Consider the following 25322-nt stretch of genomic DNA (forward strand, 5'->3'; position numbering starts at 1 on the left):
CCGGATGGCCCGCTTGTTGCGCCGCTCATCGCCCAAGTCTATCGTCTCAAATTCAGTGCCTGCCCAGCCCATCGTTTTCCTTCAAATCTTTCTTGAGGGGAATTTTGCCGGAGTTGTGTATAACGAAATGCTCTAAGCCATCGTGAATTTTCAAGTGGAGAAAGCACATGCAAAAACACCTTCAAAACCTGGAAAGAGTCTGCCAAAAACTACAGTTCCGTTATGGCGATAACGATGAACTGGTCATTGAGTTCAAGCACGAACTCGAATCCCTCAAGACCAAAAAATCCCTGAATCGTTCGCGGACACTTCGAAACCAGGGTGAGCAAAACGCGAAATTAGCAGCACCGCTGCACTGAAAGCCGGCAATCGGTGGTGACGCCATTGCCGATACCCTCAAAATGACTGCTGAACCGACCTGCTCGCCCCAAGCGGCTTTCAGGCGCTGAAGGCCAGTTGCGGTGCGTGCACGGCAGCGCGCTTCGGCGAAAAGCGCTCAGCCTGCTCGGGCAGCACAAAGCGGCTGACAAGCGCTGCCAGTTCGTGCGCCTGGTGGCGCAGGCTCTCAGATGCCGCCGCCGACTGTTCCACGAGGGCCGAGTTTTGCTGGGTCATCTTCTCGAGTTGCGAGACGGCGGTGTTGACCCGGGAAATGTCCTGCGTCTGGGCGTGGGTGGCGCCGGTGATCTCGCGCAGGCTGAGAGCCACATTCTGGATCGCTTCCACGGTCTGGCCCATGGTCTGGCCGGCATAGTTCACCAGGTGCACGCCGGACTCCACCCGCTGCACCGACGCATGAATCATCGCCTTGATTTCCCGGGCGGCCGTGCTGGACCGGTTGGCCAGACTGCGCACTTCCGTCGCCACCACCGCAAAACCCCGGCCTTGTTCGCCCGCCCGCGCCGCTTCCACCGCCGCGTTCAGCGCCAGAATGTTGGTCTGAAAGGCAATGCCTTCGATTACGCCGATGATGTCCTCGATGCTGCGCGAGGACTGAAGTATCTCTTGCATGGTGCCGACCATCTCGCGCACCGCCTGGCCGCCCTGGACGGCCAGGGTCGAGGCCGAGGAAGCCATGGCGTCGGCACGATTTGCCGCCTTGGCCGACTGGTGCACGGCAGAGGTGATCAATTCCACCGATGCGGCGGTCTCCTGCAGGCTGCAAGCCGCTTGTTCCGTGCGGCTGGACAGGTCGGCATTGCCGCTGGCAATGTCGCTTGAAGCATGGCTGATGTTGTGGGTCGCTCCCTGCACCTGCTGCACCAAGGTGCGCAGCGCGCCCTGCATCACGCCCAGCGAGGTCAGCAGCCGACCGGCTTCGTCGCGCTCGTGCCCCTCGATGTCATGGCGCAGGTCCAGGCTGGCCACTCGGTCCGCCGTGGCGCCGGCCAGACGGATAGGCTGGGAGATGCTGCGCACCAGCCACCCGGACAGCACGGCGCCCAGCACCAGCGCGGCAATGCTGAACACGACCAAGGCCATGCGCGCCGTGGCGCTCCACCGGGCGATCTGGCTGGCGGCAGCGTCGATGGCCTGGCGCTGAAAATCGGCCAGAGCGGACACCGCGGCCAGAAGCGCATTGGACGCTGGCTGGAAGCGCGCCGAATACACCTTGCGGATGCGCTCGGTCAGCCCCGAGTCACGCGCCGCCACCAGTTCGGCTTGGGCCTTAGCAAAAACCTTGCCAGCCGCACTGATTTTTGTCAGCAATGCCTGCTCGTCCGTGGTCTGCAGGCGGCTTTGCAGCTGCTTCATCAGCGCGTCATAGCGCTGCTGCGTGGCCACGATATCAGCCGCCAGGATGTCGCCCACTTCGGGCTCGGAACTGAGCGCCATCGCCTTGTAGTTCGCCGCGTTGATTTCCTGGTGGCGGTAGGCATCCGTCACCAGCCTTTCGCTCGCCATGTTTTGCCGCACCATCTGCTCTGTCTCGCCGTTGACGTAGTAAAGCGACCAAAGCCCAATGGCAGAACCCATCATCGTCAGCAGCAAGATGGTGGAAAACGTGGCCAGCAGGCGTCGGCCCAGCGTATTGCGAAGGGGGGTGGTGATTTTTTGCATTTGATGGTTATGCCCTGCCACTGCCGTGGATCGCCAGCGAACGAGGACAGGAGCATGCAGGGTGAGGAGGGGTATGCAGGCATGTACCTGCCGCTGGATTAGACAGGCGCTCTATGACGGCGTCATGTCAGGCAACAGTAAGAAGGCGATTAAAAATAACCGACAGACGGTTTAATAGGCATCAAATAGGCATTTTAGGCACGGCCTACATGAATAAACAGCTATAAAATTAGTAGCAAAACGCGCCAGCACCCTGGCCGCCGTGCTTGCGCGCCAGATGATGCCAGCAGCGCTACAGCGTATGCAGGCGGTCGCCTGCCGAAAAGCCCATCGGTTCCCATACGGCGCTGCCTTTGGCGCCGAAGGCAATCACCTTGAACAACTCGCCCATCTCGTGCTCGTTGACCAGCTTTTGCGCCATGGCGCGCCCGGCCAGCGAAGCGTCTTGCAGCCTGTCCAGCAAGCCGCAGTTAAGCAAAAACCGCCCTTGGCTGGTGTAGCCCAGCACTTCCAGGCCGGCGTCCTGCCCGGCCAGCGCAATGCCGGTGAAGTTGACATGCGCGGTGATGTCTTTTTCGCCGACATCGGCCAGCGCGTCGCCGTCCGCCAGATGGGCGCGGTGGCACATCACCGTGCCCATGCTGCGCTGCGGGTGGTAATACTCGTTTTCGGGAAAGCCGTAATCGAGCAAGAACACCGCACCGGCTTCCAGCCGGTCAGCCAGCGTGCCCACAAACCCTTCGGCCTGGGGATGGATTTCGGTGACGTAATCGTGGCTGCCCGCGACTTCCAGCGGCGGTCGCAGCTGGGTTAATTGGTCGGCGTAGGCAAAACGGCCTGCATGCATCGCCACGCCGCGCTCGTGCCAGACGCCGTTCAGCCGGGCCAGCAGTTTTACCGGCATGGCATCGAGCACTTCGTTGCCCAGCACCACGCCGCGCATCCGCACCGGCAACCCGGTTGCCCAGCGCACCTTGCAGGCGTGCGCCGCCAGCCGTGTGCGCTGGCGTTCACGCAAAGAAACTGACAGATCGACAATCGTGTAGCGCACCACCTGGTCGCCCAGCGCGTCGAGCACCTGATGCGCCAGCGCGCCCGAACCCGCGCCAAACTCCCAGACTTCATCCGTACCCGTGGCCTGCAGCGCCTCGGCCACCTGCCCTGCCAGCGTGCAGCCAAAATGCGGCGACAACTCGGGCGCAGTCACGAAATCGCTGCCGCCGGTCTGCGCGCCATTGATGCTGTGGGCGACTGCAGGCATATGTCCGAATTTGAGCGAGTCGTTGGCGTAGTAGCCCATGCCCGGCTGGTACAGCGCCAGCGCCATGAAGGCATCAAAACCCAGCCATCCGCCGGCGTCGTCAATCGCCTTGGCTATCAGGGTTTGCAGGGTGTTCGTTAAAATGGAGCGATTCGTCATGTTTGTCACCAAGCCTGATTGTCTGCGATTCCCCCGGCCATCCAGCCTCTTCACTGACCTGACCTTTTGCACCACCCCATGACACCTGCCCTGCCCCGACCCGTGGTTCTTGTGACCGGCGCTGCCCTGCGGCTGGGCCGTGAAATCGCGCTGACGCTGGCCGCTGCGGGCTGGCAGGTGGCGGTGCATTACCGCCACTCGGCCCAAGACGCTCTTAAAACCGTAGCTGACTGTGACCGCCTGACGGGCGGATCAGCCGCTTTTGATGCTGATTTGTCAAACGAAGCCGCGGTGCGTGGCCTGCTGCCCCGCGTCATTGCGCATTTTGGCCGCGTCGATGCGGTGGTCAACAGCGCCTCGACCTTCGAGCACGACAGCGCCGCGACCTTTGGCTTTGCCGCGCTCGACAAGCACCTGCACAGCAACGCCGCCGCGCCCATCTTGCTGGCCCAGGCGCTGCATGCGCATGTCGTGTCGCGAAGCGCGCCAGAGCACGCCGGCCAGTGCGCGGTCGTCAACCTGCTGGACCAGAAGCTCTGGAACCAGAACCCCGATTTCTTGAGCTACACGCTGTCCAAAGCCGCGCTGGAAGCGGCCGGCACCATGCTGGCGATGGCGCTGGCGCCGCAGGTGCGGGTGGTCGGCGTCGCGCCCGGCCTGACATTGACCAGCCATCTTTTGAGCGACGCAGAATTTGCCGCGCGCCACCAGCTCTCGCCGCTGGGCCGTTCGTCCACGCCGGCCGATGTGGCCAATGCGGTGAAGTTCGCGCTGGAAAATTCGTCGATCACCGGCACCACGCTGCTGGTCGATGGCGGCCAGCACCTGATGCGCTTCGAGCGCGATTTTTCGTTGATGTGATTCTTGCCACGTCCAAGCGTCGGCAATGGCTGACAGACCCCTTTTCTTACCTATTACAGACTGTCTACATGTTCACCACCCGGGGCAACCAGATCCTGAACCTCACCGGCTTGCGCTTTGACGCCAACCTCGGCATCCTGGAGCATGAAAAAAACGCACCACAACCAATCCAGGTCGATGCCGAACTGAACCTGGGCACGCAGCCGCTGCTGCCCCGCGACGACGACATCCACCATGTGCTCGACTACCGCAAGGTGCGCCAGATCATCATCACCGAATGCACTGCAGAGCATGCCAACCTGCTGGAAAGCCTGATCGGCAAGCTGGCGCACCGGCTGATGCAACTTCCCGGCGTGCTGGGCGTGCGTGTGAAGATTGCGAAACTTGAAATTTTTGACGACTGCGAAGTGGCCATTCGCATCGAGACAGGGCAGTGGTGAACGGCATGAATGCCCTCTGGATAGACGAACAACTTGAGACGTCTGCCCGCGTGCAGAACGCGCTGAAGATCGAACGCGAAGACCACAAGCTGGAAAAGCGCCTGTGCCGCGAAGTTGGCCGGGCAATTGTCGATTTCAACATGATCGAGGAAGGCGACAAGGTGATGGTCTGCGTGTCCGGTGGCAAGGACAGCTACGCCATGCTGGACATCTTGCTGAAACTGCAAAAACGCGCGCCGATCAACTTCGAGCTGGTCGCCGTCAACCTCGACCAGAAGCAGCCGGGCTTTCCCGAGCAGGTGCTGCCCGACTATCTGGGCAAGCTCGGCGTGCCGTTCCACATCGAGAACCAGGACACCTACAGCATCGTCACGCGCGTGATTCCCGAGGGCAAGACGCTGTGCTCGCTGTGCTCGCGGCTGCGGCGGGGCATCCTGTACCGCGTGGCGGGCGAGTTGGGCTGCACCAAGGTTGCCTTGGGCCATCACCGGGACGACATGCTGCAGACCTTCTTTTTGAACATGTTCTTTGCCGCCAAGCTCAAGGGCATGCCGCCCAAGCTGGTCAGCGACGACGGCAAGAACATCGTCATTCGTCCGATGGCCTACGTGACTGAAAAAGACCTGACGCGCTGGGCTCAAATCCAGGACTTCCCGATCATTCCGTGCACGCTGTGCGGCAGCCAGGAAAACCTGCAGCGCAAGCAGATAGGCAACATGCTGCGGGACTGGCAAGAGCTGTATCCGGGCCGCATCGAGAACATGTTCGCCGCGCTGCAAAACATCGTGCCGTCGCACCTGATGGACAAGCAGCGACACGACTTCAAGGGCATTAAAACCACCGGCGTTGCCGACCCCGAAGGCGACAAGGCGTTCGATGCCGAAGAGTTCGCGCAGGCAACGCTGCCAGGCCATGCCGTGATCAGCATCGGCCTGCGAACGGCCCGTTGAGCATTTTTTCCATCCCCTCCCACAGGAGACAATATGAAACGAGCACTTTCGGCCATTTTTTCAATTGCAATGCTGGGATTTTTCATGGTCGGCTGTTCCGGATTGCAGCTGGTTGAAAACAACGTCACCGCCTTTCACAGCTGGAACGCGCCGCCGCCCGGGCCGGGCACGCCCTACCGCTTCGAGCGATTGCCGTCGCAGCAGGTGAGCGCCGCCTACCAGGACCGCGTCGAGGAAACCGCGCGCATTGCGCTGGCCAAGGTCGGGATGGAGCTGAACCCGGCGGCGGCGCGCTACAGCGTGCAGGTGCGGGTCAGCACGCAGGTGATCGAAGCGCTGCCCTATGGCCCCGGCTATGACGGCTTCGGTTTTGGCATGCCCGGCGTTTTTCTGGGTGGTGGCAACCGGGGCGGGGCGTTCGGTTTGTCCTTTCCGCTGGGTTACTCAACGCCCAGCCCCTATTTCCACCGCGACCTGACGCTGCTGGTGCGCAACCTCGGCAACAGCCAGGTGGTGTTTGAAACCCGTGTCACGAATGACGGGATTCAGAACGAAACGCCTGCGGTGTTGTCGGCCATGCTGGACACGGCGCTGCTGGGCTTTCCCGAACCGCCGCCGGGGCCGCGCCGGGTCAATGTCCAGATACCTCGATAAAACATGATTGAACCCACCCGCATCATTGCCATCCGCCATGGCGAAACCACCTGGAATGTGGACACCCGCATTCAGGGCCGTCTTGATATCCCCCTGAATGCCACGGGCCGCTCGCAGGCTGCCCGCATGGCACAGGCGCTGAAGCATGAACCGATCGCGGCCGTGTACGCCAGTGACCTGGTGCGCGCCTGGGAAACGGCCGAATACCTGGGGCGCGCACACGGGCTGACCGTCAACGTCGAAGCCGGCCTGCGCGAACGCGGCTTTGGCGACTTCGAAGGCATGACCTTTGCCGAAATCGAGACCCGGCTGCCTGAGCAATCGATGCGCTGGCGCAAACGTGATCCGGAATTCGCCCCTTCTGGCGGCGAGTCGCTGGTGGACCTGAACCGCCGGGTGGTCGAGGCCGTCGAGCGGCTGGCCGCCAGGCATCCGGGCGAGCTGATCGCAATGGTTGGCCACGGCGGCGTGATGGATGTGCTTTACCGCGCGGCCGCGCGCCTGCACATTCAGGCTCCACGCACCTGGACCCTGGGCAATGCCGCCATCAACCGCTTGCTCTGGACGCCGCAGGGCTTCAGCCTGGTCGGCTGGGCAGACACCCAGCACCTGGACGACGAATCGCTGGACGACGGCCTGTTCGCTGCCGGACCGGCTGCTGGCGTTGGTAACCGATGAACAAAGCGGTTGCGTACCTGTCCGAGCTGATTGGCAAATCCGTCCACGACATCGATACCCCAGCCCTGGTGATTGACCTTGACGCCATGAAACGCAACCTGGGCCGGATGGCCGAATTTGCCCGAAAGCACCAGGTCCGCTGGCGTCCCCATGCCAAACTGCACAAAAGCATTTTGCTGGCCAAGATGCAGATCAAGGCCGGCGCCGTTGGCGTGTGCGTGCAAAAGACCTCCGAGGCCGAGATCATGGTCGCGGGCGGCGTGCACGACGTGTACATCAGCAACGAGGTGATCGCGTCGGCCAAGCTGGCGCGGGTGGCGGCCCTGACGCAGGCCGTCGCCGCGCATGGCGGACAGATTGCCATTGCCGTGGACAGCCTGGAAGGCGTGAGCCGGCTGGCGCAGGCGATGTCCGACGCCCGGACCGGCATCCGTAACGGCACGCCGAGCACTGCCACGGTGATTGACGTGTTTGTCGAGATCGATGTCGGCCAAGGCCGTTGTGGCGTGCAGCCCGGGCAGGACGCAGTTTTGCTGGCACTGGAAATCCGCAAACATCCGGCCCTGCGTTTTGCCGGTCTGCAGGCCTACCACGGGAAGGTTCAGCATGTGCGCAACGTGCAGGAGCGGCGCATGACCGCCGCCGACGCCATGAAGTCGGTCGAGTTGACCTGCGAGTTGCTCAAGGCGCAGGACATGGCACCAGGGCTGGTGACCGGTGCAGGAACCGGCAGCTTCGCGCTGGAGGCCGCCAGCGGTGTTTATGGCGAACTGCAGGCCGGCTCCTTCATCTTCATGGATGCCGACTATGCGCAGAACGAGCGCGACCCGGTTCAACCTCACTTTGAACATGCCCTTTTCGTCAAGACACAGGTTGTCAGCCGCCATGCCAGCCACGCTGTGTGCGATGCCGGCCACAAAAGCCATGCCATCGACTCCGGCCTGCCCCAGGTGCATGCGTTGAAGCGCCAGGAGGGACTGGATTATTTCAACGGGGGTGATGAACACGGCATCTTGCGGCCGTCATCGGGCCAGACTGGCTTGCCCGATTTGGGCCAGATGCTATGGCTGATTCCTGGCCATTGCGATCCGACCGTGAACCTGCATGATGTGATGATTGGTGTGAGCGGCGGCCTGAAAAGTGGAACGGTCGAACGCATCATCCGTGTGGATGCACGGGGCGCACTGACTTGAAATTCAAGCAAAAACGGCTTTAGCGCATTACCATCTTGCATAAGCTGCTATTTAATCAATAGCAAAATTCCATCAAGCGCGTCTTTTTATACAGTACACGGTCAAGGGACTGCCTATGATCAATCCCAACCTCTGGAGTCCAACCTTGAAAAACGTTTTTGCCCTGCTTGCGACCTGCGGCCTGACGATGGCGGCGCACGCAGGCTGCTACAGCGTGTACAACCCCGCTGGCAATCTGATCTTCCAGTCCAGCGAAGCGCCGGTGGACACACGGCTTGAATACCACAGCACCGTTCCGCAGCGCTTTGGCCAGGGCGCAACGCTGGTTTACATCAACGACGAACAAAGCTGTACTCAAGTGGGCACGCTGGTGGGCATGTCGGACGCCACCACAGGAAGGGTCGGCCAAGGCCAAGGCCAGGGAACCCAAATCAGGCCGGGTCGCGCAGACAGGGGCTGAACCGGTGGCGGCTGAAAGGTGAAGGTATTGCCTCGCAACAGGCACGCGAGTATCGTGACGGGGACAAAACCAACCCGCAGGAGTGCACATGACCGACCATCCCTCCCCTTTCAAGCCGCTTGACCCCGGTCGCATCGACATCATTGACCCGGAAGAACTGGCCTACTGGCGCGATGAACTCCACTGCACCGAGTCCGAACTGGCAGAGGCGGTGACCCAGGCCGGCGAACACGTTACGGCAGTGCGCGCGTATCTGGCGGCGCGCAAATAAGCACGGGGCCATGTCAGCTTTGGTCATTAAAAACACCATGCCGACCATCAACGTGACCACCAACACATTGTTTTTTATGCGCTGTGCGAAACCAATGGCGTGGACATGCCTTGTCGCCTCCACCTGCCTGAGCGTAGCGGCGCAGGACAAAACCGGCGGAAATCTCCCGACGGTCACGATCTCGGCCAAGGCGAACCCCGACCCTGTCGAAAAATCCTACCGGAAAATGATCAGCGCAATGGACCTGTTCGAGCAGGAGCGCGGCCTGCGCGCACCCGACGCATCGCTGCGCTTCAAGCTGCTGCCGCGCCGTCCGGACACTGACCTGCAACGCATCGAGATGGAAGTGGTCGGCTCCACGGTGGATTTTCAGGTGCCGATTGCGCCCGACCAGACATTTACCCTGGCGCGCAACCAGAAGGCTTATGACGAAAACGCCCAGGTGTCGCCCAACCGCAGGGCGCAAAGCATGACCTGGCGCAGCGAGGTGAAGACGCCCGGTCTGCCGCCCGACACCCGGCGTTTGGGCGATCTGCGCATGGAGTGCCGGGTGGGCATGGAAGCCGGCCTGATTTCCAACCGCAGCAACATCGTCGGCCGAATGGTCAAGGCCTTGCTGGACACGCCGGCCTACTGCGACCGGCAGCTGCCGCTCTACCTGTTCTTTGCCGACCGGCCACTCTTCAGCGTCACCCTGGTCGCCGGGCCGCGCCGCGAAATCCTGCCCATCGACATGCTCTACGCAGCCGCCAGCGACGACCCGAAGCTCAAGGATGAACTGCCCTATTGCGATTGCGAGGTGCTGGTAGACCGCACCTATGTGCTGCCGCTCGGCGACCGCAGCTGGCCGGACGACACGCGGGTCGAATTTGAGTACATGGAGGACGAATGAAGTGCCTGATGCAGTTGCCTGTCGCTTTGCGCAGTGGCTCCGTCATGGCCGGAGTGCTGGCATCGTGCCTGTGGCTTGCCGGGTGTGCCGGCGCTTTGGGGTTTACAGGTGCAGGAGACAGCACGCACCCCTTTCGCGACCCCGGCCTGTCGATGCAAGCGGCCATGCAAGCCGTCGCCACCGGCACATCAAACCAGCAAGATGTGATGGCAGCCCTGGGCTCGGCCACGGTGGTCAGGTTCGACAGCGGCTATGAAGTCTGGGTTTACCGCAAGAATCCGCTCAGGAGCGAGCCGGCGAATGCAGAATTCGTCATCTTGTTTGACCCGTCAGGCCACGTGAAAAAATCGCGCTTTCGCCCCGCCTATGCGCCAAAGGGCAGCTGAACCCAAGCGCTGAATGAATGGCGCGGACAGGCATTGCGTCCGACAACACAATTGAGCGAAAAAATCATCTTGCTATATTTTTAATAGCTGCCTACGCAATTCCACCGTGCGCAAATGCCGTATTTGATACACAAAGCGCAACCACACAGATCACTTTTCAGGTGAACTTGCATGGCAGGTGCCAGCATTGGCCTGGCCCCTTCTCTCATCCCTGCCCCTTCTGTGATCCGTGTCTCTTCTGTCATCCCTGCCCGTTCAGTCATCCCGGGCTCGACCCGGGATCCATGCCTCCACCAGCACAGGCACGCATTGCAGATTCCCGGATCAAGTCCGGGGCAGGCTCAACCTACAAAGACAAAAGAGAATGCGAAGAGCTTCAGGAAACTCAATAGTTACCTCAAAGCAATCTCCGATCACTTGCCAAACAACCCTTCGCCCGACTGCGGCGGAACCACGTCCAGATGCCGGTACGCGGCCAGCGTGGCGATGCGCCCGCGCGGCGTGCGCTGGATGAAGCCTTGCTGGATCAGGTAGGGCTCGATCATGTCCTCGATGGTGCCCGGCTCCTCGCCAATGCTGGCGGCGATGTTGTCCAGCCCGACCGGGCCGCCGTCGAAGCGGTGGATCAGCGCTTCCAGGAACTTGCGGTCCATCAAGTCGAAGCCCAGCGGATCGACGTCCAGCATCGCCAGCGCGCGGTTGGCAATGTCCAGCGTGATGGTGCCGCTGCCCTTCACGTCGGCATAGTCGCGCACCCGGCGCAGCAGGCGGTTGGCAATGCGCGGCGTGCCGCGCGAACGGCGGGCGATCTCGAAGCCGCCTTCTTCGTCCATGGGCGCATTGAGCAGACCGGCGCTGCGCTTGACGATGCGCGCCAGCTCCTCGGGCGTGTAGAACTCCAGCCGGGCGACGATGCCGAAGCGGTCGCGCAGCGGATTCGTCAGCATGCCGGCGCGCGTGGTGGCGCCGACCAGCGTGAAGGGCTGCAAGTCGAGCTTGATCGAGCGCGCCGCCGGACCTTCGCCGATCATGATGTCGATCTGGTAGTCCTCCAGCGCCGGGTACAGGATTTCCTCGACCACCGGGCTCAGGCGGTGGATCTCGTCGATGAACAGGACGTCGTTTTTTTCGAGGTTGGTCAGCAGCGCCGCCAGGTCTTTCGGCTTTTCCAGCACCGGCCCGGAAGTCGAGCGCATGTTCACGCCAAGCTCGTGCGCAATGATGTGGCTCAGCGTGGTCTTGCCCAGGCCGGGCGGGCCGAACAGCAGCACGTGGTCCAGCGCCTCGCCGCGCTTGTTGGCCGCACCGATGAAGATTTCAAGCTGCTCGCGCGCCTTGGCCTGGCCGACGTAGTCGTCGAACAGCTTGGGGCGCAGGGCCCGCTCGATGGCTTCCTCTTTCGGTGAGGCTGGAGCGGCGGACAACATCCGCCGGGCGGGCGGCAGGTCGGCCATGTCGAAGTCGTCGGTTTGGATGCTCATGGTTTTTCAGACCTTCAAAATAGGGCCGGGGTAACTGGCCAGCAGGGCATCGGCCGTGACCAGCGTCAGGTCTTCGCGCATGGCCTGGGCCAGCAGCAGGCGGTCAAACGGGTCTTTGTGCAGATCGGGAAGGTTGCGAACGTCCATGGCGTGCAAGGAAGTGATCACCAGTTCCTGGTAGCCGTTGTCCAGCATGCCGGCTCGCCATTCCTGAACATCAATCGCCAGATCCTTGCGTGGCCGACTCAGCTTGATGCTGATTTCCCAAATGCTGACAGTGCTGAAATACAGCGTGTTTGCCGTATCACGCATCAGCCGGTCTGCTTGTTCAGGCAGGCGCTCCGGAAACAAGGCCGCCCATAACAGCAGGTGGGTGTCGAGCAAAAGGCGCTGGCTCACAGCGTGCCGTTGCCATTGAACAGGTCTTCGATTTCCTTGGCATACATCGTGTCGAAGTCTTCAGGGATTTTCCCCTTGCCTTTCATGAACCCCAGACGCTGCGGCGTGTGCGGCGTCTCGGGCTCGATCGGCACGACCCGCACCATCGGCTTGCCCGCCTTGGCGATGATGAAGGATTCGCCCTTGGCGGCCCGATCCACCAGCCGCGACAAATGGGTTTTGGCTTCATGGATGTTGACGGTTTGCATCAAAAACTCCTTGTGAACTAAGTCGGGTTAGTTTATCCAATCCCATGAAGAACCATCTACCAAGCCTGACGTCCCGGATTATTTCCCCAGACTCTTCAACGCCAGCTTGATACCCTCGCTCACGCCAACGTCCTGCGGCAGCGCCTTGAGCGCCAGCGCCGCATCCTTGTCGCTGTAGCCCAGCGCGACCAGTGCCTGCAGGATGTCGAGCTGCGCTTCGTTGGTCACGCTGGCCTGCGCACCGATGTCGGCGCCGAGCTTGCCTTTCAACTCCAGCAGCAGGCGCTCGGCGGTTTTCTTGCCGATGCCGGGCACCTTGATGATGCGGCCGGTTTCTTGCAAAGTTACCGCCTGCGCCAGATCGGCCACGCTCATGCCGCTGAGTACGCTGAGCGCCATGCGCGGACCGATGCCGGTGATCTTGATCAGCAGGCGAAAGGCGGCGCGCTCGGCGGTGTTGCCAAACCCATAGAGCAGCTGCGCGTCTTCCCGCACGATGAAATGCGTGTGCAGGCTGACTTTTTCGCCCAGCCCCGGCAGGTTGTAAAAGGTGCTCATGGGCACCAGCACCTCGTAGCCGACGCCATGGCAGTCCACCAGGATTTCGGGCGGGTTTTTTTCGGCCAGCTGGCCAGTGAGTCTTCCTATCATGGGCAAATCTTAGCAGCCGGCCAGCGGCGCGGATTTAGGCAGACAATCGCGTTTTGCCACCCTGTTTTGACCGCCAGAGGAAACCCCGATCTTGATGCTTCGTCACACCTTCACGCCGCCCAACAACACCCGCATGGCCAACCTGTGCGGACCCATGGACATCCACATCCGCACCATCGAGGCCGGGCTGCAGGTGACGATTGCGCACCGCTTCGAGCAGTTCAAGATCGATGGCACAAAGCTGCGCGCGACCCAGGCGCTGGAAGTGCTGCAGGCGCTGTATGAAATCGCCCAGCGCCCCATCGAACCCGAAACCGTGCAGCTGATGCTGGCCGGCGACATGGCGCTGAACACCGTCGAAGGCGGGATCGCATTGACGACGCGCCGCGCCGACCTGCGCGCGCGCACCGTCAACCAGGGCACTTACCTGGAAAACATCGCCGCGCACGACATCACCTTTGGCATCGGCCCGGCCGGCACCGGCAAGACCTACCTGGCGGTGGCCTGCGCGGTCGATGCGCTGGAACGCAGCACGGTGCAGCGCATTGTCCTGACGCGCCCGGCGGTCGAGGCCGGTGAGCGCCTGGGCTTTTTGCCCGGCGACATGGCGCAAAAGGTCGATCCGTACTTGCGGCCGTTGTATGACGCACTGCACGAGCTGATGGGCTTCGAGCGCGTGCAAAAAGCCTTTGAGCGCCAGCAGATCGAGATTGCACCGCTGGCCTTCATGCGCGGCCGCACGTTGAACCATGCCTTCGTCATCCTGGACGAGGCGCAAAACACCACACCCGAACAGATGAAGATGTTTTTGACACGCATCGGTTTTGGCAGCAAGGCCGTGGTGACGGGCGACGTCAGCCAGGTCGATTTGCCACGCACGCAAATGAGCGGGCTGATCGATGCCGAGCGCGTGCTCAAGCGCGTGCAGGGCATCGCCATTACCCGCCTGACCAGCGCCGACGTGGTGCGGCACCCGCTGGTGGCGCGTATCGTGGACGCCTACGACAAGACGCCGAGCAACCGGGACGATGCCAAGGCCGCGCTTGAAGCGGCAGATGACGCTGTTGTTGTGCTGGCCACGCCCATCCGCAAGACCAGCGCCAGGAGCCGAAATGGCTCTTGATGCACTGAGCTTGTCGCTGCAGTTCGGAAAATTCCCTGACGCTGCGCTGCACCGCGCCGCCCTGCCCCGGCACAGCGTCGCCCGCTGGATTCGTCACGCCTTGCAAAGCGATGCCGAAATCACCGTGCGCATCGTTGGCCAGGAAGAAGGCCAGACGCTGAACCGCGACTACCGGGGCAAGGACTACGCCACCAATGTGCTGACCTTTGACTACACGCAAGCGCCTTATGTGACGGCTGACCTGGTGCTGTGCGCGCCAGTAGTGGCGCGGGAAGCGCAGGAAAACGGCAAGACCCTGCAGGCGCATTACGCGCATCTGCTGGTACACGGCACGCTGCACGCGCAAGGCTGGGACCATGAAACCAGCGACGACGATGCCCAAGAGATGGAAGCATATGAAATCGACATCCTGGCGGGTTTGGGCTTCGACAACCCCTACCGCTGACAATTTATGCATCAAATAGGGCACTGGCGCAACAGGGACGGGCGCCAGCAGCTATTTAAAACATAGCATTCAACGGCATTTAGACATCGGGGGCGATGTGCAGCGGAATCGTCACCGGCCCGTCATTGACCAGGTGCACCTGCATGTCGGCGGCAAACCGCCCGGTTTCGACTTGCGGGTGCAGCTTGCGCGCCTGGGCCACGAAATAATCGTAAAGCCGCCGGCCTTCGTCAGGTGCTGCCGCGCCGGTAAAGCCCGGCCGGTTGCCGCCCGACACATCGGCCGCCAACGTGAACTGGCTGACGACCAGCAACCCGCCGCGCGCACCCTGCCCGTCAAGGTCCTGCACGCTGCGGTTCATCTTGCCGGCGTCGTCGGCAAAAATGCGCAACTTGAGAAGTTTGGCGAGCAGCTTGTCGGCTTGCGCTTCCTTGTCGCCCTGTTCGGCGTAAACCAGCACCAGCAGGCCGCGCTCAATTTGTCCAACGGTGTCGCCATTCACCACGACCCGGGCTTCGGACACACGCTGCAGCACGGCTTTCATGAACGACGGACCCGGCGCATCAGCTGAGCGTGACCCGCACAAACTTGCGCTTGCCGACCTGCACCACATACACGCCGGCTGGCAGCTTCAGCGCCTTGTCACTCACCACGCTCGAATCGACGCGCACGCCGCCGCCGTCAATCAGGCGACTCGCTTCGCTGCCCGAAGGCGCCAGTCCCGCCGCCTTGAGCAGCGCGCCAATGCCCAGCGGCGCGCCGGACAGCGTCACCTCGGCAATCTCGTCAGGCACGCCGCCCTTGCTGCGGTTGATGAAGTCCTGTTCGGCGACGTCAGCAGCAGCCGCTGAATGAAAGCGTGCCGTGATTTCCTTGGCCAGCGCCACCTTGGCGTCTTTCGGGTTGCGGCCGTCAGCCACTTCGGCCTTGAGCGCGGCAATGTCGGCTTCGCTTTGGAACGACAGCAGCGTGTACCACTTCCACATCAGCACGTCGGACACCGACAGCACCTTGGCAAACATGCTGTTGGGGTCTTCGGAAATGCCGATGTAGTTGTTCTTGCTTTTCGACATCTTCTCGATGCCGTCCAGACCTTCGAGCAGCGGCATGGTCAGAATGCACTGCGGCTCCTGGCCATATTCCTGCTGCAGGTGCCGGCCCATCAGCAAATTGAACTTCTGGTCCGTACCGCCGAGTTCCAGATCGCTCTTGAGCGCCACCGAGTCATAACCCTGCAGCAGCGGGTACAAAAACTCATGCACGCTGATCGGCGTTCCGGCGTGGAAACGGTCATGAAAGTCGTTGCGCTCCATCATCCGTGCCACGTTGTAGCGCGAAGCCAGCTGGATCAGCCCACGCGCGCCCAGCGGATCGCACCATTCGCTGTTGTAGCGAATCTCGGTCTTGGCCGGGTCCAGCACCAGGCTGGCCTGGCGGTAGTAGGTTTCGGCATTCACCTTGATCTGCTCGGCCGTGAGCGGCGGGCGGGTGGTGTTGCGCCCCGACGGGTCGCCAATCAGCGTGGTGAAGTCGCCGATCAAAAAGATCACCGTATGCCCCAGGTCTTGCAACTGGCGCATCTTGTTCAGCACCACGGTGTGGCCGATGTGGATGTCGGGCGCGGTCGGGTCCAGCCCGAGCTTGATGCGCAACGGCACGCCGGTGGCTTCGCTGCGGACCAGTTTTCGCGTCCATTCGTCCTGCGGAATCAACTCGTCACAGCCTCGCAGAGAGACGGCTAGCGCCGTCTTAACACGCTCAGACAGAGGATTGTTTGTAACAGGCACTTGATTCATAAGGGTTTTTCCAGGGGTCGCGTGATGTCTTACAGATATAATTCCGACTTTCCTACGCCGGGCCGCCATTTTAAAGGCCCTACTGATCGCTGGCGAGGAAGCCAAAATTTTCGAGTTCGATGCTCACCGGCGCTGGCAAAACGCCTGGTAACGGTATCGATCGACCTGTCATCATTGCCCGGCCGCTCCTGAAAGCCCCGTGCACTTTAGTTGGGATTCACGTTTTGCGCCTGCCCGTCGCCTCCTATGTTCCATTGACCTTTTCTCGAGTGCTGACCGCTGTTGGCGAAAGCCTGCGCCGCCACCCCCGGCGCATCACTGGCAGCTTGGCCATGCTGCTTCTGGGAACCGGCGTGACGGCTTTCGGGGTTGCGCCGCTGGCGCCCGATGCTGCCGACCTGCCGGTCCGCCAGGTGCTCGAAGCGATTAAGCCGCTGGCTTCCGCGTCCGCCCAGGCCCAGACCGAGGCGCTGGCGGGCTTCAGCTTCAAACTGTTCCGCACCGAGGCCACGCGCAGCAGCGACACCGCCAGCGCACTGCTCAAGCGTCTGAACCTTGATGACGCAGAAGCCGATGCTTTTTTGCGCAGCGACCCCAACGCGCAACTGATTCTGGGCGGCCAGCCGGGGAAAAATGTAACAGTTGAAGCCAGTGAGCGTCAGCAATTGCTCAAGCTCAGCATGCGCTGGCCGACTGACGACGAACAGATGTTCCAGCGCCTGGTGATCGAGCGCAGCAGCACGGGCTTTACGTCGCGCATTGAAACCGCGCCCTACACCCGCTCTGCCCGGCTCGCCAGCGCCGCCATCCAGTACACGTTGTTTGGCGCCATTGACGATGCGCGTATTCCTGACGGTGTCGGCGTGCAGATCGCGGAAATCTTCGCCACCGACATCGACTTTCGCCGCTCACTGCGCAAGGGCGACCGCTTCAACGTGGTGTATGAAACGCTAGAAGCCGATGGCGAAACCATGCGTTCCGGCCGCGTGCTGTCCGCCGAGTTTGTCAACAACGGCAAGACGTTCCAGGCCATGTGGTTCCAGCCACCGGGCAAGGATTCCGCCGGCATGGAGATCAAGGGCGGCTACTACACGCTGGACGGCCAGAGCCTGCGCCGCTCTTTCCTGAGTTCCCCGGTCGAGTACTCGCGCATCAGCAGTGGCTTCGCGATGCGCTTTCATCCGGTGCTGAAAACCTGGCGCGCCCACAATGGCACCGACTTTGCCGCCACCACCGGCACACCCGCCCGCACCATCGGCGACGGCGTGGTCGAGTTCGCCGGCGTGCAAAACGGTTATGGTAATGTGGTTTTCGTGAAGCACCGAAACAACATGGAAACCGTTTACGCCCACCTGAGCAAGATCAATGTCCAGGCCGGCCAGACCGTGACGCAGGGCCAGACCATCGGTTTGGTCGGATCCACGGGCTGGGCCACAGGCCCGCACCTGCATTTCGAGGTGCGCGTCAATGGCGTCCAGGAAGACCCGATGACGATTGCCCGAGAAAGCGAAGTGGTGCCGGTTCCGGCCGCCGCGCTGCCGCAATTCAAGCAGCTGGCGAATGGTTTTCGCAACCAGTTGCAGGCGGCCGCCACCATCGACGTGAACCGCGCCGAATAAGCCAGCGCAGTTGCTGGCAGCGGCTGCGGCAAAATCGCTGCATGCACGACTATTTCATCGGCCTGATGTCAGGCACTTCCCTTGACGGCGCCGACGGCGTGCTGGTCGATTTTTCTGGCGAAAAACTGCGTGTTGCCGCCAGCGCGAGCCAATCATTTGCCAGCAGCTTCCGGGCCGAACTGCTGGCGCTCAATACACCTTCGCACAATGAACTGCATCGCGCCGCGTTGGCAGGCAGCGAACTGGCTGCGGTGTATGCGCAGGTAGTCGCCGACCTAGTGCAACAGGCCCAGGCACGCGGAATTGCCATCGGCCAGATTCGGGCGATAGGCGCGCATGGGCAAACCGTCAGGCATCAGCCGCAGCGAATATCCCCGGACCCTTCAGGCGTCGGGTACACGCTCCAGCTCAACAACCCTGCACTGCTGGCCGAGCTGACCGGAATCGACGTGGTGGCGGATTTTCGCAGCCGGGATGTGGCGGCAGGCGGCCAGGGCGCACCCCTGGTACCGGCGTTTCACCAAGGTGTTTTTGGCTGCGCCGACGTCGGCGTGGCGGTGTTGAATCTGGGCGGTATTTCCAATCTCAGCGTATTGCCCCCTGCAGACTCGGCACGACCGGTGGTTGGCTTTGACTGTGGCCCGGGCAATGCGCTGATGGACGCCTGGTGCCTTCAGCACACCGGCCAGCCCTTTGATGCAGGCGGTGCCTGGGCTAAAAGCGGCCAACGCATTCCTGCACTGCTCGCCAGCCTGCTGGACGATCCTTACTTTGCGCAGCCAATCCCCAAAAGCACGGGGCGGGATCTTTTCAGCCTTGCGTGGCTGGCTGAAAAGATCCGGTCTTTTGCCAGGGAACGGCCTGAGGATATTCAAAATACATTGACCGAATTGACGGTTCGCGCATGTGCTATGGGCGTTAACAGCTATGCAAAAGAGAGCAAGGAACTGATTGTCTGCGGTGGCGGCGCTTTCAATCTTCATTTGCTTGAGCGCCTGCAGGCAGCGTTGCCCTGGCTACCCGTCAGCACCTCGGACGCGCACGGTTTGGGGCCCCTTGAGGTCGAGGCCGCTGCCTTTGCCTGGCTGGCCCGTCAAATGCTCAGGCGCCAGCCGGGCAACCTGTTCGGCGTGACCGGGGCAGCCGGGGCGCGGGTGCTGGGAGCGCTGTATCCGGCCTGATTCCATTTGGCTGGTCGGAAGGAAATTTCCCCGCCATCAAAAAAGCCGCCTTTGAGGCGGCTTTTTTGTAAAAACAGCGTGAGCTGCCTGTTTATAGAATGCTCAGACCGAAAAGCTGGAGCCGCAGCCGCATGAACTGCTGGCATTCGGGTTCTTGATGACGAACTGAGCGCCTTCCAAATCATCTTTGTAGTCGATTTCCGCACCGACCAAGTATTGGTAGCTCATCGCGTCGATCAGCAACGACACGCCGTTCTTGGTCATGGTGGTGTCGTCTTCGTTGGTGATTTCATCAAATGTGAAACCATACTGGAAACCCGAGCAGCCACCGCCCTGCACGAACACGCGCAGCTTCAGGTCGGGGTTTCCTTCCTCGGCAATCAGTTCGGCTACCTTGGAAGCCGCGCTGTCGGTGAACACAAAGGGGGAAGGCATTTCAGTCTGGATATTTTCGGCAACTGCGCTCATGGGGGACTCCGTTAATCTATAGGCAATGGGGGAAATAGTACAGTAAATCGATCAACCATACCGGCTGCGCGTCTTAGCATGCAACGCTAGGCCCAACGAAAAAAGCCGCCCGGCGAACCAGGCGGCTTTTTGCGAAGCAGGGAAAGCGAAAATTAACGCTTGCTGAACTGCTTGCGGCGGCGGGCTGAGCGGAAACCGACCTTTTTACGTTCGACTTCACGGGCATCGCGCGTCACGAAACCGGCTTGGCTCAACGCTGGCTTGAGCGTTGCGTCATAGTCGATCAGGGCGCGGGTGATGCCGTGGCGCACTGCGCCGGCCTGGCCGGACTCGCCGCCGCCGTGGACGTTGATCATGATGTCAAACGTCTCGACGTGGTTTGTCAGGAACAGGGGTTGGCGGCAGATCATGATGGAGGTCTGGCGACCGAAGAACGCCTGGATGTCCTTGTCGTTGACCGTGATCTTGCCGGTGCCTTTTTTCAAGAACACGCGGGCAACGCTGGATTTTCGACGGCCAGTGCCGTTGTTCCATTCACCGATCATTTGGCTGACTCCCGGGATATGCCTGCGATTTCCAGCACTTTAGGCTGTTGGGCGGTATGCGGATGCTCTGCACCACCGTACACCTTGAGTTTCTTGATCATGGCGTAACCCAGCGGGCCTTTGGGCAGCATGCCCTTGACGGCTTTTTCCAGGGCGCGGCCCGGGAACTTGGTTTGCATGTCGCGGAAATTGGTGGCAGTGATGCCGCCTGGATAACCGGAATGGCGATAGTAAATCTTGTCGGTCGATTTGGCACCGGTCACGCGCAGCTGGGCTGCGTTGATGATGATGATGAAATCACCGGTGTCGACGTGAGGCGTATAAATGGCCTTGTGTTTGCCGCGTAAACGGAGAGCAACTTCGCTGGCTACTCGTCCGAGGACCTTGTCGGTCGCGTCAATCACAAACCACTCGTGCACTACGTCAGCGGGTTTTGCGCTGAAAGTATTCATGAGTTTTCTCTTTACAGAAAGGGGTTTGTCGGGTTCTTTTCCACGGTCGGCGTTCCTCTGATGAGAACCTCTTAGGTGGTCATTTGCCTTTTCAAGCAACCCTGCCGCGGAACCACATGTGCGCTGCAGAGTCTGCGATTATATGAAGAATCAGGCGCTTGCGTCAATTTTTGAGGTTTTTTGCGTGCGAGAAGGTACGATAGAGGGATGTTTTCCTACCGCCACGCCTTCCATGCAGGCAACCATGCCGACGTTCTCAAGCACACCACCTTGATCGCGTTGATGAAGTACCTGACCCAAAAAGACACGGCATTGACCGTGATCGACACCCACGCCGGCGCCGGCCTTTACCGCCTCGACGGCGACTACACCGAGACCAGCGGCGAAGCCAGCGAAGGCATCTTCAAGCTGATTGAAGCGTCAAAAGTCGCTCCAGCGACTGCAGGACGCGCCGGAACAGCTACCAAAAAAATAGCAGCCGACGCCAAAACCGCGTTTGCTGCAGCCGATGCGGCCACGCCAGCGGCCAGCAATTACGCCTGGGCACCAGCCTTGCAGGACTACCTGGAACTGCTGCGCAGCCTGAACCCGCATTTCGCGCAGACGGGTGATCCGGCACACCTGAAGATTTACCCGGGCTCACCTTTCATTGAACAAAAATTCCTGAGCGGGCGCGACAAGCTCAAATTGTTCGAGCTGCACCCAACCGATTTCAAGTCGCTTTCCGGCAACATCGAGCAGCTTGGCGTCGGCCGCCAGGTGGTGGTGGCACGCGAAGACGGCTTTGAGGCGCTGAAAACATTTTTGCCGCCGCCGGCCCGGCGCGCCATGGTGCTGTGCGACCCAAGCTATGAAATGAAGAGCGACTATGCCCGCGTGGCCGCCTGCATGACGGACGCCGTCAAGCGCTTTGCCACCGGCACCTATGTGGTCTGGTACCCAATTATTCCGCGCCCGGAAGCACACGACCTGCCGCGCAAGCTGAAAACCCTGGCAGTCAAGGCGCACCGGAGCTGGCTGCATGCCACGCTGACGGTCAAGTCCAGCAAGCTGACCACCGACAGCGAAGGCGAGGTGATTCGCCCCGGCCTGCCCGCCAGCGGCATGTTCATCATCAACCCGCCCCACACGCTGAAGACCGACCTGCAAGCCGCGCTGCCGCAGATGGTCGCACTGCTGGGTCAGGACCGCAATGCCGGCTTCACCCTGGAACACGGCGGCTGAAACAGGGCCCCCACGGTCGCCCACTGCGTGTGGCTCCCTGCCCCCCGAGGGGGTCGCTGCGCCTGCTGCCCCTTCTGGGCGGGCAATAGCTTTGATGGCGGGTGTGCAGTTGTCAGAGTCTGGCTTCAATACTTTAGAGCGGTGCTTTTGCCCCAGAACACGCGGTAGGCAAACACCGTGTAGCCGATGATCATCGGCAGCACGACAGCAGCGCCGACCAAAATGATGCCCATGGATTCCGGTGCAATGGCGGCCTGCCAGATGGTGATCCGGTCAATCACCAGCCACGGAAACAGGCTGTAGGCCAGGCCGTAGAACGCCAGCACAAACACGCCGATGGTTGCGCCGAAGGGCACCCAGGCACCGTATTCATTGCCTTGCGCCAGCCGCGTGGACAGGCGCTGCAAGCTGCGGTAAATCACCCAGAACAGCACGGCCGTGGCCACCGGAATGGGCAGCAGCAGCACGATGTTGGGAAAGGCAAACCATTTGTCAAAGATGTTTTGGCTCACCAGCGGCGTGGCAATTGAAATTGCGGCAATACCGGCCATGGTGAAGAACAGGCTGGCCCGCCCCCAGCGCACCGCCTGCAATTGCAGTTCGCCCTCGGACTTGATGATCAGCCAGCCGGCACCCAGCAGGCAATAGGCCGACACCAGCGCCGCACCAATCACCGCATTGAAGGCGATGACCCAGCCGCCCGAGTCAAAGCCGGTGATCAGCGAGCCGAGCATGTAGCCCTGGCTCCAGCTGGCCAGCACCGAACCGCCAAAAAAAGCGCGGTTCCAGAGCGGCTTGAGCGCGGCACGCGCCTTGACGCGAAAGTCGAATGCCACGCCACGCAGCGTCAGGCCGATCAGCATCAGGGCCACTGGCAGGTAGAGCGCGCCCAGGATGACGCCGTGCGCCATCGGGAACACCGTCAGCAAGATGCCCACGCCCAGCACCAGCCAGGTCTCGTTGGCATCCCAGAAGGGGCCGATGCTGGCAATCATGCTGTCCTTGTCGTCCTCGCTGGCGCGGTTCATGAGCACGCCGACGCCCAGGTCGTAGCCGTCGAGCACCACATAGGCCAGCATTGCCAGGCCCATCACCACCAGGAACACCATCGGCATCCAGCCGGCGGCCTGTGTCAGGTCGGGGGCGAGGTCAAGCATGGGAGGCTCCTGCGGGTTTGACTTGACGGGTAACCCGGGGGTCAGGATAGTTCACCGGATTGAGCGTGTCTTCCATGCCGGCCTCGGTAGGCTTGTCGGCATGCGTGCGATGGCGCGCCAGGTAGAACACCACCGACACATAGGCGACGATCAGCGCGGCATACATGGCCAGGTACAGGAAAAGCGTCAGCGCGATTTTGGGCGCCACCACCTTCGAGGCCGCGTCGGCGGCGGTCAGCACACCCGACACCAGCCAGGGCTGACGGCCGATTTCTGTGGTGTACCAGCCGGCAATCAAGGCCACCCAGCCGGCAAAGGTCATGGCCACCAGCGCCCTCGCCTGCCAGGTTTTCAACTCGCGTGCCGGAGGAAGTGTGCGGCCGCTAGCAAGCCCTTCCATATCCGTCGGGGCCGCGGAACCGGCTTCGCCGGGCCGCAGGCGCAGCGCCCCCTCGGGGGGCAGCGCAGTACGCGAAACGACAAGCGTGGGGGCTTGCTTCTTCCAAGGTGCCAGCTGTAAAACACTGGTCCAACTCACGGCGAGCATCAAGAGGCCCATGCCGACCATGATGCGAAAGGCCCAGAACACCGGCGCGACAGGCGGATGCTTGCCCTCGAACTCGTTCAGCCCCTTCACCTCGCCGTCCAGGCTGTGCGTCAGGTAAAGCGAGGCGAGCTTGGGAATGGCAATTTCATAGCGGTTTGTCCGGGTTTTCTCGTCCGGCAGCGCAAACAGCACGGCCGGCACGCCTTTCTGGGTTTCCCAGATGCCTTCCATCGCAGCCAGTTTGGCGGGCTGGTGCTCCAGCGTGTTCAGGCCGTGAAAGTCGCCCGCCACGATCTGGAGCGGAATCAGGAAAGCGGCCAGGTAGACGCCGGTTTTCAGGCTGGCGATGACATCGGCAGCACGGTCCTGACGCAGCCAGCGGTAGGCGGAAATGCCGGCGACCAAAAAGGCGACCGTGAGGCCTGAGGCCAGCATCATGTGCGTGAAGCGGTAAGGAAAAGACGGGTTGAAGATCACTTCCAGCCAGCTGGTCACATGCGCCTGGCCGTTGATCATTTCAAAGCCGGCGGGCGTATGCATCCATGAATTGAGCGCCAGGATCCAGAAGGCCGACAGCGTCGTGCCGCCAGCCACCAGCAGTGTGGCGATGGTGTGCATCCGTTCACTGACACGGGCCCGGCCAAACAGCATCACGCCCAGCATGGTGGCTTCCAGGAAAAACGCCGTCATCACTTCATAAGCCAGCAGCGGGCCGGCCACATTGCCGACGGTTTCCATGAAACCCGGCCAGTTGGTGCCGAACTGGAAACTCATGGTGATGCCGCTCACCACGCCCAGCGCAAAGGTCAGCGCAAAGATCTTGACCCAGAACTGGTAGGCGTCCATCCAGTGCTGCTGGCCGGTCTTGACAAAGCGCAGCTTGAAAAACAGCAGCACCCACGCCAGCGAGATGCTGATGGTCGGAAACAAAATGTGAAAAGTCATGTTGGCCGCAAACTGAATCCGGGCCAGAACAACAGCGTCAAGTCCATCCATGATCAACTCCTTTCGTTATCGGAAAAAGTGACAGCCGCCTTGGGCGCCAACGCCAGTGCCGGCGCGGCGACGGGCGGCACGCGGCCTTTGAAGCCGGCCTTCACGCTGCTGGTCACCCGGTCCTTGGCTTCGAGCAGCTTTTGCACCTTGGCGCCCATCTTCATCAGGCTCACCAGCGTGGCGGAATCCATCTTTTGCACATCGGCCATCCAGCCGGTCATCAACTCGATCAAATCGTGCATCTGCTTCATGCGCTCTTGGGCGTGGATATCGTCTTTGTCGCTGGGTTTTTCCATCAGCGCATCGCGCAACATCGACAGCGTCGGGTCAATCTCGCGCTTGCGCCGCTCTTCGGCCAGCGTGCGAAAGATGGCCCACACGTCTTCGGGCGCCTGGAAGTATTCGCGCCTGTCACCCGGCAAATGCTGCAACCGGACCAGATTCCAGGACTGCAGTTCCTTCAGCCCCATGCTGACGTTGGAGCGCGAAAACGACAGCGCGTCGCCAATGTCGTCGGCATTCAGCGCCTGGGGCGAAACATACAGCAAGGCATAGATCTGCCCCACGGTGCGGTTGATGCCCCAGCGGCTGCCCATCTCGCCGAAATGCAGGACAAAACGCTGGGTCAGGGGAGCAAGGTTCATGGTACGCAATATACAGAAGTTTCAGGAATTACTGAAATTCTAATAAATACGAACACTTCATGCTGCTGCTTTGACTTGAC

Annotated in this window: 31 protein-coding genes; 16 read left to right on the top strand and 15 right to left on the bottom strand. The window is 61.3% G+C overall.

Annotated features, from left to right (window positions below):
• On the bottom strand, positions 1–72 hold a 72-nt coding region (locus IWX87_RS20060), incomplete at its 3' end, for a transposase DNA-binding-containing protein (RefSeq protein WP_196864042.1).
• Between the two features lie 95 nt (positions 73–167).
• On the opposite strand from IWX87_RS20060, the gene IWX87_RS12940 reads away from it, so the two are divergent.
• A complete protein-coding gene (locus tag IWX87_RS12940) occupies positions 168–359 on the top strand; it encodes a hypothetical protein (RefSeq protein ID WP_196863938.1) in 192 nt (63 codons plus the stop codon).
• A 79-nt stretch (positions 360–438) separates the two neighbouring features.
• On the opposite strand, the gene IWX87_RS12945 is transcribed toward IWX87_RS12940, so the two are convergent.
• Positions 439–2061 carry a methyl-accepting chemotaxis protein gene (locus IWX87_RS12945; protein WP_196863939.1) on the bottom strand — a complete coding sequence of 541 codons (1623 nt, stop codon included), beginning with the start codon at positions 2059–2061 and terminating at the stop codon, positions 439–441.
• A gap of 292 nt (positions 2062–2353) precedes the next feature.
• Complete coding sequence (locus IWX87_RS12950; protein ID WP_196863940.1) at positions 2354–3481, bottom strand: class I SAM-dependent methyltransferase; 1128 nt, start codon at positions 3479–3481, stop codon at positions 2354–2356.
• A gap of 78 nt (positions 3482–3559) precedes the next feature.
• Between IWX87_RS12950 and IWX87_RS12955 the strand changes: the two genes are divergently transcribed.
• From IWX87_RS12955 to IWX87_RS13000, 10 genes are all read left to right on the top strand, one after another.
• Complete coding sequence (locus IWX87_RS12955; protein ID WP_196863941.1) at positions 3560–4342, top strand: SDR family oxidoreductase; 783 nt, start codon at positions 3560–3562, stop codon at positions 4340–4342.
• 68 nt (positions 4343–4410) lie between these two features.
• Positions 4411–4782: a dihydroneopterin aldolase gene (locus IWX87_RS12960; RefSeq protein WP_196863942.1), complete on the top strand. Its 372-nt coding sequence runs from the start codon at positions 4411–4413 to the stop codon at positions 4780–4782.
• A gap of 5 nt (positions 4783–4787) precedes the next feature.
• Positions 4788–5732: a tRNA 2-thiocytidine(32) synthetase TtcA gene (ttcA, locus tag IWX87_RS12965; RefSeq protein ID WP_196863943.1), complete on the top strand. Its 945-nt coding sequence runs from the start codon at positions 4788–4790 to the stop codon at positions 5730–5732.
• Positions 5733–5765: 33 nt separating this feature from the next.
• A complete protein-coding gene (locus IWX87_RS12970) occupies positions 5766–6386 on the top strand; it encodes a DUF4136 domain-containing protein (protein ID WP_196863944.1) in 621 nt (206 codons plus the stop codon).
• Between the two features lie 3 nt (positions 6387–6389).
• Positions 6390–7064 (top strand): histidine phosphatase family protein, encoded by a 675-nt coding sequence (locus IWX87_RS12975; protein ID WP_196863945.1) that lies wholly within the window; start codon positions 6390–6392, stop codon positions 7062–7064.
• Complete coding sequence (locus tag IWX87_RS12980) at positions 7061–8257, top strand: DSD1 family PLP-dependent enzyme (RefSeq protein ID WP_196863946.1); 1197 nt, start codon at positions 7061–7063, stop codon at positions 8255–8257. The genes IWX87_RS12975 and IWX87_RS12980 overlap by 4 nt, the downstream gene beginning before the upstream one ends.
• A 145-nt stretch (positions 8258–8402) precedes the next feature.
• Complete coding sequence (locus IWX87_RS12985; RefSeq protein ID WP_196863947.1) at positions 8403–8717, top strand: hypothetical protein; 315 nt, start codon at positions 8403–8405, stop codon at positions 8715–8717.
• Between the two features lie 88 nt (positions 8718–8805).
• Complete coding sequence (locus IWX87_RS12990; RefSeq protein ID WP_196863948.1) at positions 8806–8988, top strand: DUF3606 domain-containing protein; 183 nt, start codon at positions 8806–8808, stop codon at positions 8986–8988.
• A 10-nt stretch (positions 8989–8998) separates the two neighbouring features.
• A complete protein-coding gene (locus IWX87_RS12995) occupies positions 8999–9880 on the top strand; it encodes a hypothetical protein (protein WP_231374787.1) in 882 nt (293 codons plus the stop codon).
• Complete coding sequence (locus IWX87_RS13000) at positions 9877–10266, top strand: hypothetical protein (protein WP_196863949.1); 390 nt, start codon at positions 9877–9879, stop codon at positions 10264–10266. Before IWX87_RS12995 ends, IWX87_RS13000 begins: the two co-directional genes overlap by 4 nt.
• Positions 10267–10679: 413 nt before the next feature.
• On the opposite strand, the gene ruvB is transcribed toward IWX87_RS13000, so the two are convergent.
• From ruvB to ruvA, 4 genes are all read right to left on the bottom strand, one after another.
• Positions 10680–11747 carry a Holliday junction branch migration DNA helicase RuvB gene (ruvB, locus tag IWX87_RS13005; RefSeq protein ID WP_196863950.1) on the bottom strand — a complete coding sequence of 356 codons (1068 nt, stop codon included), beginning with the start codon at positions 11745–11747 and terminating at the stop codon, positions 10680–10682.
• Between the two features lie 6 nt (positions 11748–11753).
• Complete coding sequence (locus tag IWX87_RS13010; RefSeq protein WP_196863951.1) at positions 11754–12146, bottom strand: type II toxin-antitoxin system VapC family toxin; 393 nt, start codon at positions 12144–12146, stop codon at positions 11754–11756.
• Positions 12143–12394 carry a type II toxin-antitoxin system Phd/YefM family antitoxin gene (locus tag IWX87_RS13015; RefSeq protein WP_196863952.1) on the bottom strand — a complete coding sequence of 84 codons (252 nt, stop codon included), beginning with the start codon at positions 12392–12394 and terminating at the stop codon, positions 12143–12145. Before IWX87_RS13015 ends, IWX87_RS13010 begins: the two co-directional genes overlap by 4 nt.
• A 78-nt stretch (positions 12395–12472) precedes the next feature.
• Entirely contained in the window at positions 12473–13045 is a 573-nt protein-coding gene (gene ruvA / locus IWX87_RS13020; RefSeq protein ID WP_196863953.1) for a Holliday junction branch migration protein RuvA, read from the bottom strand.
• Between the two features lie 91 nt (positions 13046–13136).
• Between ruvA and IWX87_RS13025 the strand changes: the two genes are divergently transcribed.
• Positions 13137–14168 (top strand): PhoH family protein, encoded by a 1032-nt coding sequence (locus tag IWX87_RS13025; protein WP_196863954.1) that lies wholly within the window; start codon positions 13137–13139, stop codon positions 14166–14168.
• Positions 14158–14613 carry an rRNA maturation RNase YbeY gene (gene ybeY / locus IWX87_RS13030; protein WP_196863955.1) on the top strand — a complete coding sequence of 152 codons (456 nt, stop codon included), beginning with the start codon at positions 14158–14160 and terminating at the stop codon, positions 14611–14613. Before IWX87_RS13025 ends, ybeY begins: the two co-directional genes overlap by 11 nt.
• Before the next feature lie 79 nt (positions 14614–14692).
• Here ybeY and dtd read toward each other — a convergent pair whose 3' ends face one another.
• Together dtd and tyrS are read right to left on the bottom strand one after the other, a co-directional pair.
• Positions 14693–15157 carry a D-aminoacyl-tRNA deacylase gene (gene dtd / locus IWX87_RS13035; RefSeq protein ID WP_196863956.1) on the bottom strand — a complete coding sequence of 155 codons (465 nt, stop codon included), beginning with the start codon at positions 15155–15157 and terminating at the stop codon, positions 14693–14695.
• A gap of 19 nt (positions 15158–15176) precedes the next feature.
• A complete protein-coding gene (tyrS, locus tag IWX87_RS13040) occupies positions 15177–16409 on the bottom strand; it encodes a tyrosine--tRNA ligase (RefSeq protein ID WP_196863957.1) in 1233 nt (410 codons plus the stop codon).
• A 269-nt stretch (positions 16410–16678) separates the two neighbouring features.
• Between tyrS and IWX87_RS13045 the strand changes: the two genes are divergently transcribed.
• Positions 16679–18028: a M23 family metallopeptidase gene (locus tag IWX87_RS13045; RefSeq protein ID WP_280757321.1), complete on the top strand. Its 1350-nt coding sequence runs from the start codon at positions 16679–16681 to the stop codon at positions 18026–18028.
• A 41-nt stretch (positions 18029–18069) separates the two neighbouring features.
• Positions 18070–19209: an anhydro-N-acetylmuramic acid kinase gene (locus tag IWX87_RS13050; RefSeq protein WP_196863959.1), complete on the top strand. Its 1140-nt coding sequence runs from the start codon at positions 18070–18072 to the stop codon at positions 19207–19209.
• A gap of 102 nt (positions 19210–19311) precedes the next feature.
• Here IWX87_RS13050 and erpA read toward each other — a convergent pair whose 3' ends face one another.
• From erpA to rplM, 3 genes are all read right to left on the bottom strand, one after another.
• Entirely contained in the window at positions 19312–19677 is a 366-nt protein-coding gene (gene erpA / locus IWX87_RS13055; RefSeq protein ID WP_196863960.1) for an iron-sulfur cluster insertion protein ErpA, read from the bottom strand.
• Positions 19678–19829: 152 nt separating this feature from the next.
• Positions 19830–20222, bottom strand: coding sequence for a 30S ribosomal protein S9 (rpsI, locus tag IWX87_RS13060; RefSeq protein ID WP_196863961.1), 393 nt, complete (start codon positions 20220–20222; stop codon positions 19830–19832).
• Positions 20219–20674 (bottom strand): 50S ribosomal protein L13, encoded by a 456-nt coding sequence (gene rplM / locus IWX87_RS13065; RefSeq protein WP_196863962.1) that lies wholly within the window; start codon positions 20672–20674, stop codon positions 20219–20221. Before rplM ends, rpsI begins: the two co-directional genes overlap by 4 nt.
• Before the next feature lie 207 nt (positions 20675–20881).
• Here rplM and IWX87_RS13070 point away from each other — a divergent pair, with 207 nt between their 5' ends.
• The gene (locus IWX87_RS13070; protein ID WP_196863963.1) at positions 20882–21898 is read left to right on the top strand and encodes a 23S rRNA (adenine(2030)-N(6))-methyltransferase RlmJ; all 1017 of its coding nucleotides are present in this window, start codon (positions 20882–20884) and stop codon (positions 21896–21898) included.
• Positions 21899–22023: 125 nt separating this feature from the next.
• Here IWX87_RS13070 and IWX87_RS13075 read toward each other — a convergent pair whose 3' ends face one another.
• The 3 genes from IWX87_RS13075 to IWX87_RS13085 are packed head-to-tail and all read right to left on the bottom strand — an operon-like array spanning position 22024 to position 25242.
• The gene (locus IWX87_RS13075; protein ID WP_196863964.1) at positions 22024–23055 is read right to left on the bottom strand and encodes a cytochrome d ubiquinol oxidase subunit II; all 1032 of its coding nucleotides are present in this window, start codon (positions 23053–23055) and stop codon (positions 22024–22026) included.
• A complete protein-coding gene (locus IWX87_RS13080) occupies positions 23048–24598 on the bottom strand; it encodes a cytochrome ubiquinol oxidase subunit I (protein WP_196863965.1) in 1551 nt (516 codons plus the stop codon). The genes IWX87_RS13075 and IWX87_RS13080 overlap by 8 nt, the downstream gene beginning before the upstream one ends.
• A 2-nt stretch (positions 24599–24600) precedes the next feature.
• Complete coding sequence (locus IWX87_RS13085; protein WP_196863966.1) at positions 24601–25242, bottom strand: GbsR/MarR family transcriptional regulator; 642 nt, start codon at positions 25240–25242, stop codon at positions 24601–24603.
• Between the last annotated feature and the right edge of the window lie 80 nt (positions 25243–25322).

Origin of the sequence: Polaromonas sp. CG_9.7, assembly GCF_015752205.1 — a bacterium.
Taxonomy (GTDB): domain Bacteria; phylum Pseudomonadota; class Gammaproteobacteria; order Burkholderiales; family Burkholderiaceae_C; genus Polaromonas.